Origin of the sequence: Curtobacterium sp. MCLR17_055, from assembly GCF_003234305.1 — a bacterium.
Lineage (GTDB): Bacteria > Actinomycetota > Actinomycetes > Actinomycetales > Microbacteriaceae > Curtobacterium > Curtobacterium flaccumfaciens.
In genome coordinates this window covers 1-16968 of the sequence record NZ_QKSX01000003.1, presented here as the reverse complement: position 1 = coordinate 16968, position 16968 = coordinate 1, and the positions used below count along the sequence as shown (strand labels likewise).

Annotated in this window: 21 protein-coding genes; 10 read left to right on the top strand and 11 right to left on the bottom strand. The window is 71.4% G+C overall.

Going from position 1 to position 16968, the window contains the following annotated elements; genetic code table 11:
* Window positions 1-74: 74 nt before the first annotated feature.
* From DEJ09_RS03380 to DEJ09_RS03370, 3 genes are all read right to left on the bottom strand, one after another.
* The gene (locus DEJ09_RS03380; protein WP_071248572.1) at window positions 75-719 is read right to left on the bottom strand and encodes a response regulator transcription factor; all 645 of its coding nucleotides are present in this window, start codon (window positions 717-719) and stop codon (window positions 75-77) included.
* Complete coding sequence (locus DEJ09_RS03375; RefSeq protein ID WP_111087650.1) at window positions 716-2059, bottom strand: sensor histidine kinase; 1344 nt, start codon at window positions 2057-2059, stop codon at window positions 716-718. Before DEJ09_RS03375 ends, DEJ09_RS03380 begins: the two co-directional genes overlap by 4 nt.
* 129 nt (window positions 2060-2188) lie before the next feature.
* Window positions 2189-2881, bottom strand: coding sequence for a DUF6766 family protein (locus tag DEJ09_RS03370; RefSeq protein WP_164941154.1), 693 nt, complete (start codon window positions 2879-2881; stop codon window positions 2189-2191).
* Window positions 2882-3132: 251 nt separating this feature from the next.
* On the opposite strand from DEJ09_RS03370, the gene DEJ09_RS03365 reads away from it, so the two are divergent.
* From DEJ09_RS03365 to DEJ09_RS03350, 4 genes are all read left to right on the top strand, one after another.
* Window positions 3133-3357: a hypothetical protein gene (locus tag DEJ09_RS03365; protein WP_110862921.1), complete on the top strand. Its 225-nt coding sequence runs from the start codon at window positions 3133-3135 to the stop codon at window positions 3355-3357.
* A complete protein-coding gene (locus tag DEJ09_RS03360) occupies window positions 3354-3542 on the top strand; it encodes a hypothetical protein (RefSeq protein WP_111099667.1) in 189 nt (62 codons plus the stop codon). The genes DEJ09_RS03365 and DEJ09_RS03360 overlap by 4 nt, the downstream gene beginning before the upstream one ends.
* Complete coding sequence (locus tag DEJ09_RS03355) at window positions 3539-4027, top strand: hypothetical protein (protein WP_111087649.1); 489 nt, start codon at window positions 3539-3541, stop codon at window positions 4025-4027. Before DEJ09_RS03360 ends, DEJ09_RS03355 begins: the two co-directional genes overlap by 4 nt.
* A 61-nt stretch (window positions 4028-4088) precedes the next feature.
* Window positions 4089-5042 carry an AraC family transcriptional regulator gene (locus DEJ09_RS03350; RefSeq protein WP_111087648.1) on the top strand — a complete coding sequence of 318 codons (954 nt, stop codon included), beginning with the start codon at window positions 4089-4091 and terminating at the stop codon, window positions 5040-5042.
* 16 nt (window positions 5043-5058) lie between these two features.
* Here the strand turns inward: DEJ09_RS03350 and DEJ09_RS03345 are convergent, their stop codons facing one another.
* Entirely contained in the window at window positions 5059-5781 is a 723-nt protein-coding gene (locus DEJ09_RS03345; protein WP_111087647.1) for an SDR family NAD(P)-dependent oxidoreductase, read from the bottom strand.
* Between the two features lie 138 nt (window positions 5782-5919).
* Between DEJ09_RS03345 and DEJ09_RS03340 the strand changes: the two genes are divergently transcribed.
* Window positions 5920-7332 (top strand): hypothetical protein, encoded by a 1413-nt coding sequence (locus tag DEJ09_RS03340; protein ID WP_111087646.1) that lies wholly within the window; start codon window positions 5920-5922, stop codon window positions 7330-7332.
* A gap of 25 nt (window positions 7333-7357) precedes the next feature.
* Here DEJ09_RS03340 and DEJ09_RS03335 read toward each other — a convergent pair whose 3' ends face one another.
* Both DEJ09_RS03335 and DEJ09_RS03330 read right to left on the bottom strand, forming a co-directional pair.
* Window positions 7358-8071: an SDR family oxidoreductase gene (locus DEJ09_RS03335; protein WP_111087645.1), complete on the bottom strand. Its 714-nt coding sequence runs from the start codon at window positions 8069-8071 to the stop codon at window positions 7358-7360.
* 35 nt (window positions 8072-8106) lie between these two features.
* A complete protein-coding gene (locus DEJ09_RS03330) occupies window positions 8107-8973 on the bottom strand; it encodes an SDR family oxidoreductase (protein ID WP_181433254.1) in 867 nt (288 codons plus the stop codon).
* 49 nt (window positions 8974-9022) lie between these two features.
* On the opposite strand from DEJ09_RS03330, the gene DEJ09_RS03325 reads away from it, so the two are divergent.
* The gene (locus DEJ09_RS03325; protein WP_111028855.1) at window positions 9023-9598 is read left to right on the top strand and encodes a TetR/AcrR family transcriptional regulator; all 576 of its coding nucleotides are present in this window, start codon (window positions 9023-9025) and stop codon (window positions 9596-9598) included.
* A gap of 54 nt (window positions 9599-9652) precedes the next feature.
* Here DEJ09_RS03325 and DEJ09_RS03320 read toward each other — a convergent pair whose 3' ends face one another.
* Window positions 9653-10285: a TetR/AcrR family transcriptional regulator gene (locus DEJ09_RS03320; RefSeq protein WP_111087643.1), complete on the bottom strand. Its 633-nt coding sequence runs from the start codon at window positions 10283-10285 to the stop codon at window positions 9653-9655.
* An 86-nt stretch (window positions 10286-10371) separates the two neighbouring features.
* Between DEJ09_RS03320 and DEJ09_RS03315 the strand changes: the two genes are divergently transcribed.
* From DEJ09_RS03315 to DEJ09_RS03305, 3 genes are read left to right on the top strand one after another with little or no spacing between them, the layout of a single operon-like run.
* Window positions 10372-11229: an alpha/beta fold hydrolase gene (locus tag DEJ09_RS03315; protein ID WP_111087642.1), complete on the top strand. Its 858-nt coding sequence runs from the start codon at window positions 10372-10374 to the stop codon at window positions 11227-11229.
* A 45-nt stretch (window positions 11230-11274) separates the two neighbouring features.
* Complete coding sequence (locus DEJ09_RS03310) at window positions 11275-12270, top strand: NADP-dependent oxidoreductase (RefSeq protein WP_111087641.1); 996 nt, start codon at window positions 11275-11277, stop codon at window positions 12268-12270.
* 43 nt (window positions 12271-12313) lie between these two features.
* Window positions 12314-13168 (top strand): alpha/beta fold hydrolase, encoded by an 855-nt coding sequence (locus DEJ09_RS03305; protein WP_111087640.1) that lies wholly within the window; start codon window positions 12314-12316, stop codon window positions 13166-13168.
* A 21-nt stretch (window positions 13169-13189) separates the two neighbouring features.
* Here the strand turns inward: DEJ09_RS03305 and DEJ09_RS03300 are convergent, their stop codons facing one another.
* Window positions 13190-13789 carry a TetR/AcrR family transcriptional regulator gene (locus DEJ09_RS03300; RefSeq protein WP_111087639.1) on the bottom strand — a complete coding sequence of 200 codons (600 nt, stop codon included), beginning with the start codon at window positions 13787-13789 and terminating at the stop codon, window positions 13190-13192.
* A gap of 135 nt (window positions 13790-13924) precedes the next feature.
* Here DEJ09_RS03300 and DEJ09_RS03295 point away from each other — a divergent pair, with 135 nt between their 5' ends.
* A complete protein-coding gene (locus tag DEJ09_RS03295) occupies window positions 13925-14257 on the top strand; it encodes a DUF4190 domain-containing protein (RefSeq protein WP_111087638.1) in 333 nt (110 codons plus the stop codon).
* An 81-nt stretch (window positions 14258-14338) separates the two neighbouring features.
* Here the strand turns inward: DEJ09_RS03295 and DEJ09_RS03290 are convergent, their stop codons facing one another.
* The 3 genes from DEJ09_RS03290 to DEJ09_RS03280 all read right to left on the bottom strand — a co-directional run bounded on the left by DEJ09_RS03290 (window position 14339) and on the right by DEJ09_RS03280 (window position 16875).
* Window positions 14339-14908: a manganese efflux pump MntP family protein gene (locus DEJ09_RS03290; protein ID WP_027466883.1), complete on the bottom strand. Its 570-nt coding sequence runs from the start codon at window positions 14906-14908 to the stop codon at window positions 14339-14341.
* Window positions 14909-15139: 231 nt separating this feature from the next.
* Window positions 15140-15994: a LamG domain-containing protein gene (locus DEJ09_RS03285; protein WP_111087637.1), complete on the bottom strand. Its 855-nt coding sequence runs from the start codon at window positions 15992-15994 to the stop codon at window positions 15140-15142.
* Complete coding sequence (locus DEJ09_RS03280; protein ID WP_111087636.1) at window positions 15991-16875, bottom strand: S26 family signal peptidase; 885 nt, start codon at window positions 16873-16875, stop codon at window positions 15991-15993. Before DEJ09_RS03280 ends, DEJ09_RS03285 begins: the two co-directional genes overlap by 4 nt.
* Between the last annotated feature and the right edge of the window lie 93 nt (window positions 16876-16968).

Here is a 16968-nt window from a genome sequence, read left to right as displayed (position 1 = left end):
GCGGACCGGACGGGAGGCCCATGGCGGGTCCGCCACGGGCCTCCCGTTCAGGCTCGGCCCGTCCAGGGCCCCGCTCAGTCCGCCAGGAACCGCAGGACCGCGAGCACCCGCCGGTTCTCGTTCGGCGTCGCCTCGAGCCCGAGCTTGGTGAAGACGGCGGTGACGTGCTTCTCGACGGTCCCGCCGGACAGGAACAGCGTGTCCGCGATCGCGGCGTTCGACCGCCCCTCGGCCATCAGGCGCAGCACGTCGGTCTCGCGGGCGGTGAGCGAGTCGAGCGGACCGCTCGTGGCACGCGGCGCCTGGACCAGTGCGGCCGCCACCTCGGGGTCGAGCACGACGTTGCCCGCTGCGACCTGGTGCAGTGAGTCGATGAAGGTGCCGACCTCGGCGACCTGGTCCTTGAGCAGGTACCCGACGCCGACGGTGGCGACGTCGAGCAGCGCCCGCGCCCACTGCGCCTCGGCGTACTGCGAGAACAGGAGCACCCCGACGTCGGGCCGGACGTCCTTCACCCGCATGGCCGCGCGGACGCCCTCGTCGGTGTGGGTCGGCGGCATCCGGATGTCCATCACCACGACGTCGACCGCGCCGTGCGCGACGGCGGCCACCGCGGCGTCGCCGTCCGACACCGGCACGACCTCGTGCCCGCGACCGCGCAGCAGGGACGTCAGCCCCTCGCGCACGATCGTGTTGTCGTCGGCGACGACGATCCTCACCGTTCGGCTCCGCTCGGCATGCGCATCCGGATGCGGGTCGGGCCGCCGGCGGGGCTGTCAACCTGCAGGTCACCGTCGACGGCGCGCAGCCGTTCGAGCACCCCAGCCAGGCCGGTGCCGTGACCGTCGGGGGTGCCGAGCGCGACGTGGGCCCCGCCGTGGCCGTCGTCCTCGACCTCGACGAGCAGGTCGGTGCCGAGCATGCCGACCCGGACGGCGGTGGCCGAGGCTCCGGCGTGCTTCGACACGTTCGTCAGCAGCTCGAGCACCCCGAAGTACGCGATGCCCTCGACGACGCGGGACGGCCGGACGGGCAGGTCCACCGACAGCGCGACGGGGAACGGGGTCCGGGAGCACGCCGAGGTCAGCGCGGCCTCGAGCCCCTCGTCGAGGACGGGCGGGTGGATGCCGCGGGCCAGGGCGCGGAGCTCGACCAGGGCCTCCTTGGTCGACGCGTGCGCCCGGTCGACCAGCGCGGTGACCGCGTCCGGGTCAGCGCCGGTCTGCAGGCGGTCGCGGGCGTCGCCGAGGGTCATCGCCAGGCCGACGAGCCGGGCCTGGGTGCCGTCGTGCAGCTCCCGCTCGATGCGGCGCAGGGTGGTGTCGGCGTCGAGCACGGCGGCGTCGCGCGAGGCCGTGACCTGGCGGAGCCGCAGGTCGCGGGCGGTGGCACCGAGCAGAGCGCGGATGACCACGCGCTGCAGTGCCGCGAGCCCGTGGTTCACCGCGGGCCAGAGGAACAGCACGATGAGCAGGCCCAGCACCGCGAACGCGACCTGCAGCGGCGGGGTGTCGACGTACACGCCGAGGAACTGCGCACCGCTGTGGAGCTCGCCGTCCGTGCTCCGCTGCGCCGGCAGGAAGTGCCCCCACGCCGCGTGGGTCATCGCGCCCAGACCACTGACGAGCACAGCGGTCGAGACGGCGAACGTGGTGGTGGTCAGCACGAACCCCGCGAGCAGGTACGCGAACGCCCGCCAGGTGGGGCCGTCCGACAGCCGGGCGAACGCGGTGCCGAGCGGCGTCGAACCTGCACGGGGCGGTGCCGGGGCGACGACGACCTGCCCGAGCAGCGCGGCGGACATCCGGCGGGTGACCGCGGCGAACCAGTGCGACCCACCGAGCAGGAACGCGGCGACGACCAGGCCGACCCAGGTCAACGACACCGGGATGCCGACGGCCAGCACCACGACGAACCACGCCAGCGCGGCGATCGCGATCGGCAGGTGCGCGGCGTGGAACGCGAAGGCCCGCCAGGTGCTGCCGTCGGCGACGGCTCGGAACGGTCGGAACCGGGGGGCGGTGGTGGGGGCGCCCGGGGTGGCGACGGCGGTGTACATGCGGACCTCTTCGTGTCGGTGACGAGCTTATTGCCCGACACCAGCCTCGCCGCGGGGGTCCGCCCGCACACCGGTGCTGCCCCCCGTGGTCGGTGGGGAAACCCCGCGATCATCGTCAGCCGGGTCGGCTCAGGCCCCGGTCTGCTCCGTCGGCGCGGCCACGGGCTTCGACTGGCTCGACCCTCGTTGCCGTAGTGACACGGTGGCGATCACCATCACCGAGATGACCAGGAACTCCGACTGCCAGTTCTGCATCGACTCGAACCAGAACTGGCTCGTGCCCAGGTAGCCCCACGCCGAGACCACGCTGTCGCCGTGCTCGAGCTGCTCCTCGTTGTAGGCCGCAGCGCCACCGATCACGTGCCCGACGACACTGCCGAGGAACAGCACCGCGAACAGGATCAGCAGCGAGTTCTCGTACAGCACGAGCACGATCCCGCCCCGGCGCACCGGCCACGGAGCCTTCGGGTCGTCGGCGTGCTCCCGGGGGTCCTCGTCCTGCGGGCTCTGTTCGTCCAGGGGCTCGGACTCGCTCGACCCCTTCTGGAACAGGAACACCGTGAACACGATGTACGCGCCCATCTGCAGGAACTCGCTCTCCCAGTTCTCGAAGGTCGCCTCGGCGAAGTCACCGCTCGTCAGGAAGCCCCAGAGCGACACGGCCGCCTCGCCGTGCTGCAGCGCGTCCGCCGCGGACACCCGCCACCCGGCGAACACCATGCCGACGAAGCACACGACGAAGACGGCGACGTTCGCGAGGAGCAGGCCGTGCCGTCGCACGCGCTGCCACCCGCTCGATCCGTTGTGCAGGCCGAGGGTCACCGGGTCCTCCGTTCGTCGTGTCGACGCCATCCTCGTCCGGACGCCACGAACGCCTTCGCAGGACCGTCCTGGCCGGATCGCGCTGGTGGGCGGGCCGGTTCCGGACACCTTCCGCACATCGGCTGTCCGACTTTCGCCGTCCGACCCCGGTTCGTCCACGACCGCCGGGGAGCCCGACCTACCGTCGATGCCAGCCCGATCGCCAGGACCGCCGACGCCGGCGAGGACGCAGAGAGGAATGGGCCCGAGCCATGACCACCACGACCACCTTCACCACCGACACCGCACTCGCCCCGAAGCACGCCCACACTGCAGTGGCCCGCCGTGCACGCTGCGTCTCCGAGCGCAGCCCCTTCACCGAGATCCGCGAACAGGCTCGGCTCCGGACGCTCATGGTCGCCGCGACCGCGACCGGGATCGTCTCGGTCACCGCCACGGCATCCGCGGCCGTCGTCGTGATCGGTCTCGGCGCATGAGCCCCGTGGCCCAGCCGTTCGACGACGACGCGATGGACGAACTCCGTGCCCAGCCCCTCGAGTGGCGCCGCCGCGGCCTGACACCCCCCACCGAACTCGAGGCGCTCATCACCCGACGGCTGTCCGGCGTGGTGCGGGGCGTCCCGGCTGACCCGACGTACGCGGACTTCTTCGTCGCAGCGTGAGCAGCACCACCCTCGTGGCCGAACCGACCGCCTCGTCCGGAGCGCCGGTCGGGCTCGGAGCGCTCGATGCGCTCGACACCGTCCGCCACCGGCACGACGAGTGGATGCGCGGGCTGCTGGAGCATGAGGCCGCCTTCGACGACCCCCGGGACCGGCTGCTCGCCGTGTTCACCCACCTGGAGCACCGACTCGTGGCCGACGGGCACCGGGCGTGGTCCGACACGGCCCACGCCGGAGCAGGAGCAGCCGCTGACGGGACCGATCTCGTCGACCTGCTGCACGACCAGCTGCGGCAGGTCGAGGCGCACGTCGCCGAACGCTGCGCGGCCGCCGCGTTGCCGGCGCACCTCGGCCAGGCGCTCACCCTGCTGCTCCACGGAGCCCACGTCGAGGCGACGGTCCACCGCTCGGTGCAACCGGTCCGCACGGCCCGGACCGCCGCGGCGATGTTGCTCGCGGTGCACGAGGGGGACGCCCTGTTCTGACCGCATCCGGACAATCGCACGATGGCCCCGAACCGGGGTGTGAAACTACTGCTCGAGCGACATGAACGACGACACCGAGCAGCCCGCGCGTATCCGGGTCGACGAGCAGGGCACGGACCTCGCAGCCGCGAAGCAGACCCTCGCGACCGCGTACGACGGCATCGAGTGGCACGCCGACACCACGGGTGACGGGTTCGACTACCGGTACACGGCAGCCGGCGACGGCACGATGACACTCCGCGCCGTGCACTTCGGTGGACGCCTGACGGGCGAGATGCCCGCCGGTGACGACTTCGTCGTGCAGTGGATCACCCGCGGGCTCGGCGTCCTGGGTGACGGCGGCACCGCCATCCACCTGGTGCCGGGACGCCCGCAGATGTGGCCGAACGAGGCGTTCCCGTTCCGCTTCGAGGACTACGACCAGCGGCTCGTCCAGGTGAACCGCGCCGCCGTCGAGGGGGTCGCCGCCGAGCGTGGCCTGTCGCTCCGCCGCTTCGACCACACCGCCCGGATCGACGACGCGGCGATCCGGCAGTGGCGACAGACGGTCCAGCTCATCTCCGCGACGACCCTGGACCGACAGGCGTCCCCGCTGCTGCAGGCCGAGATGGGCCGGCTGGCCGCGGTGTCCCTGCTCGAGCTCTACCCCCGCGCCACCGCCGACCTGCCGCCCGAACTCCTGCTGCCGCAGCACCGTCGGATCCGGCAGGTCGTCGAGTACGTCCACGAGCACGCGCACCTGCCGATCACCAGCACCGACCTGGCCCGGATGGCGCACCTCAGCCTCCGCGCCCTGCAGGCCGCCTTCCAGCGGCTGCTCGGCATGTCGCCGAACGCCTACATCCGCTCGGTGCGGCTCGACCGCATCCGGACCGAACTGCTGGCGTCCGACGCGGCCACCACGAATGTCGCCGACGTCGCCCGCTACTGGGGCTTCGCCCACGCGGGCCGGTTCTCCGCCGCGTACGCCGACCGGCACGGCGAGTACCCGAGCGAGACGCTCCGCCGCTCCTGACGGCGGTGCGCGCGACTCAGAGCGTGACGCCGGTGGCCGTCGCGAGCGCGTCGAGCAGTTCGGTGCGGAACCGCTGGTCGGCGACCGCCGGGTGCGGTTCCTGCCGATCCCCGTGGAACCAGTAACCACCTGTCACGGTTTGGTCCGGGTCGGTCGCGAGCGTCTCCTGCGTGCGGTGTCCCAGCTCGAAGTCGTCGGGAGCGCCGGCCCCGCCCATCTTGGTCGCCACCCAGCCCGGGTCGACGGCGTTGCTCAGCACGCCCGGGCGTCGGAGCGGCACCTCGGCGGCGAGCGCCGTGACGAACAGCTTCGTGTCGGAGTACGAGTTCGTCTCGGAAGCGCCGGTCCAGTCGACGGTGTCCAGGCGCGGGCGGCCGCCCCGGTGCATCCCGCTGCTCAGGTACACGTGCCGCCCCGGCGCGCGCAGCAACGCGGTGAACAGGTAGGGCGCCACGACGTTGACGGGCACCAGGGAACGGCCGGAGATCACCCCGGCGTTGTGCACGACGGCGTCGAGCGGGGTGCCGGCATCGAGTTCCCGGGCGGTGGCGATCACGGCGTCGCGGTCCGCCAGGTCGGCGACGACGAGTTCGGCGCCGCGCTCCACGAGGTCGGCGACCGCCTCGGCGCGGGCCCGGTTGCGCGCGTGGACGACGACGTCGTGTCCGCTGCGGAGCAGCGAGTCGGCGGTTCCCCGCCCGAGGCCGTCGGTGGATCCGGTGACGAGGATGCGTGCCATCCGCCCATCATGCGCCCGACCGCTGCGGCGGGTCCGGCAGGTGGACCGGGAACGGGCGGACGGGAGGCGCGGTGCGGGCCCGCCACGGGCCTCCCGGCTGTTCACGGGCCGGCCACAGGGCCGCGGTACGGTCGCTGCATGAGCAGCTTCCTCGAGCCCATCGACGCCGTCGGCGTCGGTGACGCGACGATCGTGCCGGACGCCACACGACCGGTCGCGGCGGTCGTCACGGGCGACGACGTGCGGTGGGTGACGTGGCCGGACGCCCCGTTGCCGGACGGTGCGGTCGACGAGGTCGGGGTCCTCGGGACCGCGACAGGTGCCTGGGTCGTCTACGGATCGCGCGAGGAGGTGGGCGACGACCTCGACGAGATGTCCCGGACCGCCGTGCACGTCACGCCGACCGGGGTGACGTGCACGGTCGACCTCGGTGATCGACGCGTGCTCGGGGCGGACGTCGAGGGGCTCTGGATCGGCGACCCGCGTGACGCGTCGATGTGGATGGGTGAGGACGAGGACGAGGGCCTCGAGGATCCGGAGGACGACGAGGCGGTCGAGAACGACGAGGACTCGGACGACCCGCTCGACGGCGTCGACCCGGAGACCCTGCCGTGGGCGCCGTCGGAGCCGTTCTGGCCGTCGCCGGAAGAGTGGGCGGCGACGCTGGCGGCCGGCGAGGAGCCGGAGGACGACGACCCCGAGCTGCTGGACGACGACGATGACGACGTCCGCCCCCGCTACTTCTGGAGTGCCGGATCCGACGCCGACGACGAGGACGACTTCCCTCGCCGGTCGGGACCACCGGCTGACCCCGCGCCGCCCCTGCCGACCCCGCCGACCGAACTCGTGCTCGTCCGGACCGACGGCAGCCGGACGACGATCGCCGTCGACCACCTGGTCGAGGACGTCCGCCGTACCCGCTCGGTCCTCACCATCCGGTACATGCCCACCGGACCCCGGCGCACGCCCGATCCGACGGGCGGGTTGACCTACCACTACGACGCTCGGGAGGTCGACCTCGACGTCGCTGCCGGCCTACCCAGCGCCGTCACCACCGATGACCTGCCGTCCCGCCCCGCGAGCGACGAGGACGAGACGTCGTGGGAGGACGAACAGGAACGTCTGGAAGCAGCCCTCGCACCGTGGACGGAGCGCTTCGACCTGACCGACGTCGAGGGCGCGCACTGGCCGTTGCACGACCTGGACGCTGCCGCACGGGAGCGCGCGGTCGCGGACCTCGTGGGCGTGTTCGAGGCGCTCGACCAGCCCGGCATCCTGTGGACCCGCGACCACCCCGAACCCCGGCGGTCGGCGAGCGACTACCGAGCCGTCGAGGTCACCGTCGAGGGCGAGTGGCCGGCGACCGAGGTCGTGGTGTCGTTCGAGCACCGCGCCGTGCCGTACCTGCGGCTCCGTCGGCGCTACCGGGTGTTCGACGATGCCGGGCACGTGGAGGACTGGACCTACGTCACGGTGCACCTGGAGGAGGAGATCGCCACCGGGCACATCGCTGACCGGTCGGACGCCGTGGACGGGGTGCTCGACATCTGACGGGCTCGCCCTGCCGGGCCGTCGGTCAGGGCGTCTCGTGGGCGAGCTCGGGGTAGAGCACCCCGATCGGTGCCCCCAGGTTCGCTTTCACGTGCGCGCTCAGGTCGTCTGCGATGACCTCGTACTCGTCCTGCTCGACGCCGTCCAGCACCATCTCCGCGACGGCTGCCGGGGACGTCTTCGCGGCGTCGGTGTGCGCAGCCATCCGCGTGTCCACGTACCCGACGTGCACGCCCGTCACGAGCACCCCAGCCGGCGCGAGTTCGAGTCGGAAGGCGTTGGTGGCAGCCCAGAGTGCCGCTTTCGACGCACTGTAGGAGCCGCCGTACGCCAGCCAGCTGGCGACGGAGTGGATGGTGACGAGTGCTGTGCCGCGGGCCGCGACCAGGAGCGGTGCGAACGCCTGTGCGACCTGGACCGGTGCGAAGAAGTTGCTCTCCATCACCTGCCGCAGGTCCCGCTCGTCCAGGTCGAGCATGCTCGCCGTCGGCGGGAGGACGCCCGCGTTGTTGATCACGACGGTGACGTCCTGGGCTGCGGCGACGGCGGCCGTGATCGAGGAACGATCCGTGACGTCGAGCCGCAGCGGCACGATGCGTGGGTCGTCCCAGTCTCGGGGTGTGCGTGCGGTCGCGTAGACCTTGGCGGCGCCGCGTTCGAGCGCGACACGGACGAGTTCGGTGCCGATCCCGCCGTTCGCTCCGGTGACCAGGACGACGGCGTCGTTGAGAGAGGGCATGGGGTCTGCTTCCTGTCGAGTGGGGAGGACGATGATCAGCGGGCGGACGGCAACAGCGGGCGGAGTGCGCGGGCGAGCACGCGGTCGAGGGCACGGTCCGGGAGGATCCGGGCCAGTCGGGTGAGGAGCGCCGCGTCACGCCCGATCGTGTACCGGGTCTTCGGGCGCGGGTGGGTCGCAGCAGTCACGATGGTCTCCGCCGCGACGGCAGCGGTGACCCCGTCGCGCAGGAAGGTGTCCGACTGGGCGAGGATCGCGTGGATCAGCCCGCCGTACCGACGCTGCTGGTCCGGTGTCATTGCGTCGGCCAGGCGCCGCGCGGTCGTGCCACCGCGCCCCACCATCTCGGTCTTGACTGCTCCGGGTTCCACGATCACGACTCCGACACCGTCTGCCGCGAGCTCTCGGCGGAGTGCGTCGCTGACGGCCTCGAGTGCGAACTTCGACCCGGAGTACGCGCCGTAGGTCGGCTGGGCCAAGCGACCGCCGAGGGAGCTCATCATGACGACACGACCACGGCTCCGGAGCAGCGCGGGCAGCAGGGCCTGCGTCACGGCGATGTGGCCGAAGAAGTTCACGTCGAACTGGCGCCGCCACTCGTCCATGGGGAGCACCTCGACCGGCGCGTTCACCGCGATGCCCGCGTTGTTGACCACGGCTGCCAGCGGGTGACCGTCCGCGTCGACCACGGCGGCGAGTTCCGCGATCTGCGCGGGGTCGGTGATGTCGAGGATGACGGGGCGCACGGTCGCGGACTGCAGGGCGTGGCCGTCCTCGGGCCGTCGGACACCGGCGAGCACACGGTGGCCCCGGGCAGCGAGCGCACGGACGGTCGCTGCACCCATGCCGGTCGAGGCTCCGGTCACGACGAAGAGCGAACCAGTTTCAGTTGACGTTGTCATCTGGGTAACGTAGCACTTCGGATGACATTGTCAACTGTATGATCGTGGGATGGTCAGCCGAGCAGAATCCGCTGCGATCACGCGCCGTTCGCTCCTCGACGCCGCCAGGTCGCTGCTCGACGAGGGCGGGCCGCAGCGTGTCACCCTCCGCGAAGTGGGGAACCGAGCCCAGGTGTCCCGTGGTGCCGCGTACCGGCACTTCGCGGACAAGGAGAGCCTGCTCGCCGCGGTCGGCGCCGAGAGCTGGGACCGCATCGCCGAGGAGCTCGCACAGATCGGGGCGGGGGGACACCGGTCGTCCGAGGCCGTCCTCCGGGCGGCACTCGAGGCCCTGATGACGGTGGCGAAGGACGAGCCGGAGGTCTACCGGATGATGTTCACCCTGCCGGCCAACGACCCGGACGAAGCCATCGCCGCTGCAGCGCGGGCCCAGGCCGAGTTCCTGGCCATCGTGGGTGACGTGGTCGGCACCGAGCGAGCACACCTCTACGGCGCGATGCTGCTCACGAGTGCGCACGGGATCGCCAGCATGGACGCGAGTGGACACTTGTCACCGCAGATGTGGCAGACGACGCCGGACGAGGTGGTCGCCGCGCTGGTCCAGCTCGTCGCAGAACGGTCCTGAACCGGGCGGCTCCGGGCCCACCGGACTCACCGGACTCACCCCCGAGCGCAGTGCTCACCGTGCTGCACGCCCACTCGTTCGCAGCGCGGGCCCGAGGACCACGGTGGTCTGGGCGCTGAGGTCCTGCAGCAGCTCCTCGGTCGTCAGCGCCTGGTGGACGGTGGCGGTCAGCCCGATGTGCAGCACGGCGGTGACCACCCGGGCGAGCACCGGGGCGTCGACGGTCGTGACCCGGGCGTGCCGCTCGAGCACCGCGGCCACCCCGTCCTCGAGACGCTGGGCCAGGGCGAGTCCGCGGTGCCGGTTCGGTTCCGCCGGGTCGCCGAACACCAGCTCGTGCAGGTAGGTCCGACCGTTCTCGGGGTGCTCCCGGACACAGTGCACCACCGGTCCGAGCAGCGCGAGCACGACCGGTACGGCATCGGCATCGTCGGGGGCGGCCGCGACCGCCACGAGACCGTCGTCGATCGCCGCTGCGAACCGCTCGTTCTGCACCATGATCAGCAGCTCGGCCTTGGTCGCCGCGTACCGGAACAGGGTGCCGACGGCGACGTCCGCCCGGTCGGCGATCTGCTGTGTGGTGACCCCGCTGACGCCCCGCTCCAGGAACAGGGTGCGTGCGGCGTCGAGGATGCGCCGGGTCTTGTCCTGCCGTCCGCGTTCCCGCCGACCGAGGGTGGATTCCATCGCGCTCCTTGACAACATTACTGAGTGTGATCATTATTGAGCATACTCGGACAAGCCGAGGCGCACCACACGAGACGAGGACGGCGATGGAGGACGAACCGCACACCGAGCGCACCATGTCGACGACGACCCGCGCGATCGCCGTCCCGGGCGGGACCGTCCTGGCCCGCACACTCGGCAGCACCACCGCGGGCATCCCGCTCGTCGTCCTGACGCACCTCGCCGCCAACCTCGACAGCTTCGACCCCGAGCTCGTCCAGCCGCTGGCCGAGCACGGCGGCGTGGTCCTGCTCGGCTACCGCGGAGTCGGTGGCGCCGGAGGACGTGCCCGCGACTCGATCGAGGAGATGGCCACCGATGCCCTCGCAGCGATCCGGGCGCTCGGTCTCGACCGGATCGACCTGTTCGGGTTGTCGATGGGCGGGATGGTCGCGCAGGAGATCGTCGAGCGCGCACCCGGCCTCGTGGAGCACCTCGTGCTGGCCGGGTCGGGACCGGCTGGCGGGCCCGGTCTCGCACGCATGACCGGTGTCGTCGTCCGCACGATCCTGCGGGGGCTCGTCACCGCCACGGATCCCACGACCCTGCTGTTCTTCACCAGGACACCTGTCGGGCGCCGTGCCGCTGCCGACTACCGGGCACGCCTCACCCGTCCGCGTGCCGACCGAGACCGTGCGATCAGCCCGGCGGTGTTCCGCGCACAACTCCGCGCGGTCCGCCGGTGGGGCGATCGGCCCCTCGTGCCGACGCCGTCCGGGTTCACCGGGCCCGCGGTGCTCGTGCACGGCGACTCCGACCGGATGGTCTCGGTCGCCAACGTCGACGTCCTGCGCGAGCGGTTCCCGCACGCCTCGGTGCGGATCGTCCCCGATGCCGGGCACGGCGTCGTCTCCCAGGACCGGACGGCCGTCGTCGACGCGGTCCGCGACCTGCTCGGCCAGTAGCCCCCCGTACCCCCAGACCCTCACCACCACAGGAGCACCAGACCCATGCGCGCGTTCATCTTCGACGACTACAAGCAACCCCTCCACGGAGCCGACGTCGCCGAGCCGGTGGTCGGCGACCACGACGTGCTCGTCGCGGTCGCTGCCGCCGGGCTCAACCAGCTCGACGAGAAGCTCCGGCTCGGCGAGTTCAAGCTGATCCTGCCGTACAAGACCCCGCTGACCCTCGGGCACGACGTCGCCGGCACGGTCATCGCCGTCGGTGCCGCGGTCCGCCGGTTCGCCGTCGGCGACGAGGTCTTCTCGCGACCGCGTGACCACCGCATCGGCACCTTCGCCGAGCGCATCGCCATCGACGAGGCCGACGTCGCACACGCCCCCGCGAACACGAGTCCGGTCGAGGCCGCGTCGCTCCCGCTCGTCGCCCTGACCGCGTGGCAGGCCCTGGTCGAGCGCGGGGACGTGCAGGCCGGGCAGAAGGTCCTGATCCACGCGGGCTCGGGCGGCGTCGGCACGATCGCGATCCAGCTCGCCAAGCACCTCGGTGCACACGTCGCCACGACCGCGTCGGCTGCCAACGGCGACTTCGTCCGGGAGCTCGGCGCGGACGTCGTCATCGACCACCGCACGCAGGACTTCGCCCAGGAGCTCTCCGGGTACGACCTCGTCCTCGACAGCCTCGGCGGCGAGAACCTCGAGCGGTCCCTCACCGTGCTGCGACCGGGTGGCAAGGCGATCAGCATCAGCGGCGCCCCCGACCCCGCCTTCGCGCGGGCGGCCGGGCTGAACCCCGTCCTCCGCCTGGTCATCGCCGCCATCAGCCGGAAGATCCGCCGCCGGGCGAAGCGGCTCGGGGTGACCTACGAGTTCCTGTTCATGCGCGCCGACGGGCAGCAGCTCCGCCGGATCGCCGACCTGGTCCGCGACGACGTCATCCGGCCGGTCGTCGGTGCCACGTTCCCCTTCGACGAGACCCCGCAGGCACTCGAGTCGATCACCACGAGCCGGGTGCGCGGCAAGACCGTCGTCACCGGCGCCTGAGCACCTTCCCCTCCACGCACCACCTGACGAACGGACCACGACCATGCACGACGCAGCAGCACCCGTCACCTCCTACGCACTGGCACCCGCGAAGACCATCACCGCCGGCGGGATCACCTTCGCCTACCGCGAGCTCGGCCCGGTCGAGGACGTCCCCGTCGTGTTCTTCGTGCACCTCGCCGCGACCCTGGACAACTGGGACCCGCGCATCGTGGACGCGATCGCCGCGCACCGGCACGTGATCACCTTCGACCAGCAGGGTGTCGGCGCCTCGTCGGGCACGGTGCCGCGGACGATCGAAGCAGCCGCCGACGACGCGCACGCCTTCATCACCGCCCTCGGGTACGACCAGGTCGACGTGTTCGCGTTCTCGATGGGCGGGATGATCGCGCAGGACCTCGTCGTCGCGCACCCCGGTCTCGTCCGGAAGCTCGTGCTCACCGGCACCGGACCCCGCGGCGGGAAGGACATGGACAAGGTCGTCACCACCACGTACTTCGACGTCCTCCGTGCGACGCTCACCCGGTCGGACCCGAAGGAGTTCCTGTTCTTCAACCGCGACGCCGTCGGCAAGCGCGCTGCCAAGGCGTTCCTCGAGCGGTTGCAGGAACGCAACGTCGACCGTGACGCACCCATCGGCCTGCGGGCGTTCGGGACCCAGCTGCAGGCCATCAAGCGCTTCGGCCGCTCGACACCGTCGGACCTGTCCGTGATCACGCAGCCCACACTCATCGCCAACGGCGATCACGACCGGATGGTGCCGTCGGTCCTGTCCGAGGACCTGCACCGCCGCATCGCCGGCTCGGAGCTGGTCATCTACCCGAACTCCGGCCACGGCGGGGTGTTCCAGTACTGGGAGCAGTTCGCTCCGGTCGCGGCGGAGTTCCTGCGGCGCTGACCCCGACGCGCACTGCACCGATCAGCTCGGCAGGACCGCCCCGGCCTGTGCGCGGATCGTCGCGACCACCTCGGCGACGCTCGTGCCCGGGTCGGCGCTGGACACCATCGTCACGAACAAGACCGCGGAGACGACGTGCGCCAGGGTCGCCGCCCGGTCCTCGTCGAGACCGCCGTGCTCCGCGATGAGTCCCGCCACCGTGCGCTCGGTCTCGCCCGCGATCGTCAGGGCCTCGGCGTGGTTCGGTTCGCCCGGGTCACCGAACGCCATCTCCCGCAGGTAGGTGCGTCCGTTCTCCACCTGCACCCGGTTGCACGCGACCACCGGTTCGACCAGGGCGACCACGGCGTCGACGAGCGTTCGTGCGTCGGCTGCGGCCCGTCGGCCCAGCTCGAGGGCCTCGCGGTAGTGCTCGTTCTGCACGAGCAGCAGCAGTTCGCCCTTGTTCTTGACGTACAGGAAGAGCGTGCCGGCACCGATGTCGGCACGTTCGGCGATCTGCTGCGTGGTGACCTCGTCCACACCCTGCTCGGCGAACAACTCCTTCGCCGCAGCGACGATGCGCTCGAGCTTGACCTGCTTGTTCCGCTCGCGTCGTCCGGACGGCTGGGTCACCTGCACGACTGCTCCTCCGGGTCCGGGAACGCCCGTCGGGGGACGGGGCACCGACAATCATCCCAGGCCACGAAGCGTGCGGCTCGCTGGTCCTGTACGTTTCCTGTGTAGACATCCCCTGACCAGAGAGGACGCGGCGCCATGAGTGACGGCACGCCCCAGTACAACCAGCAGAACCCGAACCCCTACGCCGCCGGCGGGCAGCCCTACGGCGCTCCGATGCAGCCGTCGTCCGACCGCTTCAACGTCATGGCGATCGTGGGGTTCGTCCTGGCCTTCGTGGTGAACATCGCCGGCCTCGTGGTGTCGATCATCGCGCTCTCGCAGATCAAGAAGACCGGGGAGCGCGGCCGCGGCCTGGCCCTCGCCGGCATCATCATCAGCGCCCTGTCGCTCGTGTTCGGCATCATCTGGATCATCTTCCTGATCGCTGTCGTCGCGAACGCTCCGGCGGGCAGCATGGGCAGTTACTGACGCCCACCAGCACCAGACGGGAGGCCCGTGGCAGCTCGCCACGGGCCTCCCGTCTGTCCGGTGTCGGTTCCGAGCGTGGCCTCAGCCGATGACGCCGGTGTGCTCCAGCACGATGTTCAGACCGATCAGGATCAGGACGACACCACCCGCGATCTCCGCCGGCTTGCCGAAGCGGGCACCGACACGGCGACCGACCAGGACCCCGACGAACGACAGCACCGCGGTGGTGATCCCGATGAGCAGCACCGCGCCCCCGATCGAGACGGGCAGGAACGCCAGGGTGACGCCCACCGCCAGGGCGTCGATGCTGGTCGCGACCGCCAGTACGAGGAGCTCGCGGACCGGCAGCCGGTCGGTGTCCTGCTCGGTGTCCTCGTGCTTCGAGAACGCCTCCCACAGCATCTTCCCGCCGATCAGCGCGAGCAGCCCGAACGCGACCCAGTGGTCGAAGGCCGCGATGTACTGCGCGAACGCCGACCCGAGCAGCCAGCCGAGCAACGGCATCACCGCCTGGAACACCCCGAACGTCAGCGCGATCACGATCGCGTGCCGCACGTCGAAGCGCTTCATGTGCAGGCCCTTGCCGAGGGCGACGGCGAAGGCGTCTGCGGAGACGCCGAGCGCGATGAGGAAGAGGGCCCAGAACGACATGGGGGTGGCGCCTTTCGAGACGGTCGGATGGAGACTCCGACGTCTCAGGACCTGACGATCCTGGCACGGTCTGGGGCACGAAAAGGCCTGATCAGCGGGATTCGTCTCCCCGAATCCGCGGGTTGGTGGGCCCGGTCCGCCAACCCGGCCCACGTTCTCGACGTGACCAGGGGACGGACTGGAGGCTCGTGGCCGTGCCCGCCACGAGCCTCCAGTCCGGCAGTCAGTGCGTCAGGAACCGGCGGCCGCGTGCGCGGCCACCTGGCTGGCCGTCAGTTCGGTGCCGTAGACGGCGGCGTACCGCATCGACCCGGTGAAGTACGGGTTGTTCGTGGCACCCGGCCACCCGCTGACGACGTCGTAGCCGACGCGGAAGTACCCGGTGAAGTTCTCGGGGCTCTTGAAAGCCGCGTTCGACGTGACGAGCGTGCCGTCGACGTACAGGCGCATCCCGTTGGTGGGCGACATCGTGGCGACGGTGTGGTGCCAGGCGCCGTCGGTGTAGGCCTTCGGCGAGGTGAGGACCTGCGTGGCGCCGTTGTACGTGCCGAACGCGAGCTGGCCGCTGGTGGTCAGGTAGAGCTTCCGGTCGTGCTGGCTCGACGCTCCGGTCTGGCTGCTGCCGAAGCCGATGAGCATGCCGCCGGCGACCGTGGTGCGGAACCAGACCTCCTCGCTGAAGGTCGTGGGGTTGGCGTACGAGCGCGGGGTGGAGACGTAGCTCGTCGAGCCGTTGAGCGCGTACGCGCTCCCGCTGTCGCGGGGGCAGGCGTTCGGGCTCGGCGTGGTCGCGGTCATGGTGCCCTGGTAGGTGCCGTTCGCGCCGCGACCGGACCAGTCGGTGGCCGTCCGCGAACCCGATGCCTCGGTCAGGCGGTAGGCGAACAGGGCGTTCGCGGTGTCCGCGCCGACGGCGCCCGTGCAGGTGAAGTACGGGGCGGTCGCGGCCGTGTTCGCACTGTTGGTCACGCGGGCGGTGTACGCCGAGCGGGTCGGGGCGAACTGGTTCAGCAGGACGACGACGGCCAGGGCGACCACGAGGAGGACGGCGACGACGCGACCGTCGCGCAGGCGGCGGAGGATCACGAGGGACGCACCGCTTCGACGCGGCCGACCGCCAGGCACGCCACGAGCGGCACGAGGCACACGGCGATCAGGGCGACCCAACCCAGGGGGTCGAGGTCGATGTTCGACATGAGCTGGTAGTGCCCGTTCTTCGTCAACTCGTGGATGACGACCTTGCCCATCTCGCCGTCGACCAGGTGGACGCTGTTGCCGCCGTGGGCGTCGACACGGACCGGGAAGATCCCCGACGAGATCACGGTGGCCTCGACGCCGGTCGGGCTCGAGGTGTTCGTGATCGTCGTCACGTTGACGAACGGCTTGAACACGAACGCCGCGTACGAGACGGTGAGGGCGCTGCCCGCGATCCGCAGGCACGTGCGGGTCACCCGGTCGGTGAACGCGCTGGTCAGGGTCAGGATGATCAGCGTGCCGATGAGCAGGATCGGGGCGGCGCGGAGCAGCCAGCCGATGCGCGGGACCAGGAGCGCGGGGGTGCCGATGACGTCGGCCTGGGTGAGCGTCCACGGGTCGGTCGCGCCGTTGACGTCACCGCGGGTGTGGATCCCGCCGTCCGCGTCGATCGAGACGATGCGGTGGGTGTAGACGACGTCCGGGTTGGCGGAGGTCTCGAACGAGACGATGTCGCCGACGCTGAGCGTGGCGACGTCCACCGGCAGGTCGAGCACGAGGGTGCCGACCGGGGCGGCTTCGCCCATCGAGGGGGTCTCGACGACGAACCAGCGGCCGCCGGCGGAGAGGAACAGGACGGCGGCGGTGAGGAGCAGTGCGGCGATCGCGGCGACCGACCAGGCGAGGACCGTCTCGGAGCGGGTGACCTGACGGCCGCGGAGGACCGGGCGGTCGAGCATGCCGCTGAGCGGGATCGCTGCGGTCTGGCTCATGGGCTCTGCTCCGGGGATTCAGGGGAATGGCGACGCTCGACCGGAGGGGGGTCGGCCGAGCGTCGCCATTCCCCTGAATCCCCGGAGCAGAGC

Excerpts from the sequence above, each read along its gene's own strand:
- DEJ09_RS03360 (WP_111099667.1), top strand. The coding sequence starts at position 3,354 with ATGAGCCCCGTGGCCCAGCCGTTCGACGACGACGCGATGGACGAACTC.
- DEJ09_RS03310 (WP_111087641.1), top strand. The coding sequence starts at position 11,275 with ATGCGCGCGTTCATCTTCGACGACTACAAGCAACCCCTCCACGGAGCC.
- DEJ09_RS03325 (WP_111028855.1), top strand. The coding sequence starts at position 9,023 with ATGGTCAGCCGAGCAGAATCCGCTGCGATCACGCGCCGTTCGCTCCTC.
- DEJ09_RS03280 (WP_111087636.1), bottom strand. The coding sequence starts at position 16,875 with ATGAGCCAGACCGCAGCGATCCCGCTCAGCGGCATGCTCGACCGCCCG.
- DEJ09_RS03365 (WP_110862921.1), top strand. The coding sequence starts at position 3,133 with ATGACCACCACGACCACCTTCACCACCGACACCGCACTCGCCCCGAAG.
- DEJ09_RS03290 (WP_027466883.1), bottom strand. The coding sequence starts at position 14,908 with ATGTCGTTCTGGGCCCTCTTCCTCATCGCGCTCGGCGTCTCCGCAGAC.
- DEJ09_RS03350 (WP_111087648.1), top strand. The coding sequence starts at position 4,089 with ATGAACGACGACACCGAGCAGCCCGCGCGTATCCGGGTCGACGAGCAG.
- DEJ09_RS03295 (WP_111087638.1), top strand. The coding sequence starts at position 13,925 with ATGAGTGACGGCACGCCCCAGTACAACCAGCAGAACCCGAACCCCTAC.
- DEJ09_RS03375 (WP_111087650.1), bottom strand. The coding sequence starts at position 2,059 with ATGTACACCGCCGTCGCCACCCCGGGCGCCCCCACCACCGCCCCCCGG.
- DEJ09_RS03345 (WP_111087647.1), bottom strand. The coding sequence starts at position 5,781 with ATGGCACGCATCCTCGTCACCGGATCCACCGACGGCCTCGGGCGGGGA.
- DEJ09_RS03305 (WP_111087640.1), top strand. The coding sequence starts at position 12,314 with ATGCACGACGCAGCAGCACCCGTCACCTCCTACGCACTGGCACCCGCG.
- DEJ09_RS03330 (WP_181433254.1), bottom strand. The coding sequence starts at position 8,973 with ATGACAACGTCAACTGAAACTGGTTCGCTCTTCGTCGTGACCGGAGCC.
- DEJ09_RS03320 (WP_111087643.1), bottom strand. The coding sequence starts at position 10,285 with ATGGAATCCACCCTCGGTCGGCGGGAACGCGGACGGCAGGACAAGACC.
- DEJ09_RS03335 (WP_111087645.1), bottom strand. The coding sequence starts at position 8,071 with ATGCCCTCTCTCAACGACGCCGTCGTCCTGGTCACCGGAGCGAACGGC.
- DEJ09_RS03340 (WP_111087646.1), top strand. The coding sequence starts at position 5,920 with ATGAGCAGCTTCCTCGAGCCCATCGACGCCGTCGGCGTCGGTGACGCG.
- DEJ09_RS03315 (WP_111087642.1), top strand. The coding sequence starts at position 10,372 with ATGGAGGACGAACCGCACACCGAGCGCACCATGTCGACGACGACCCGC.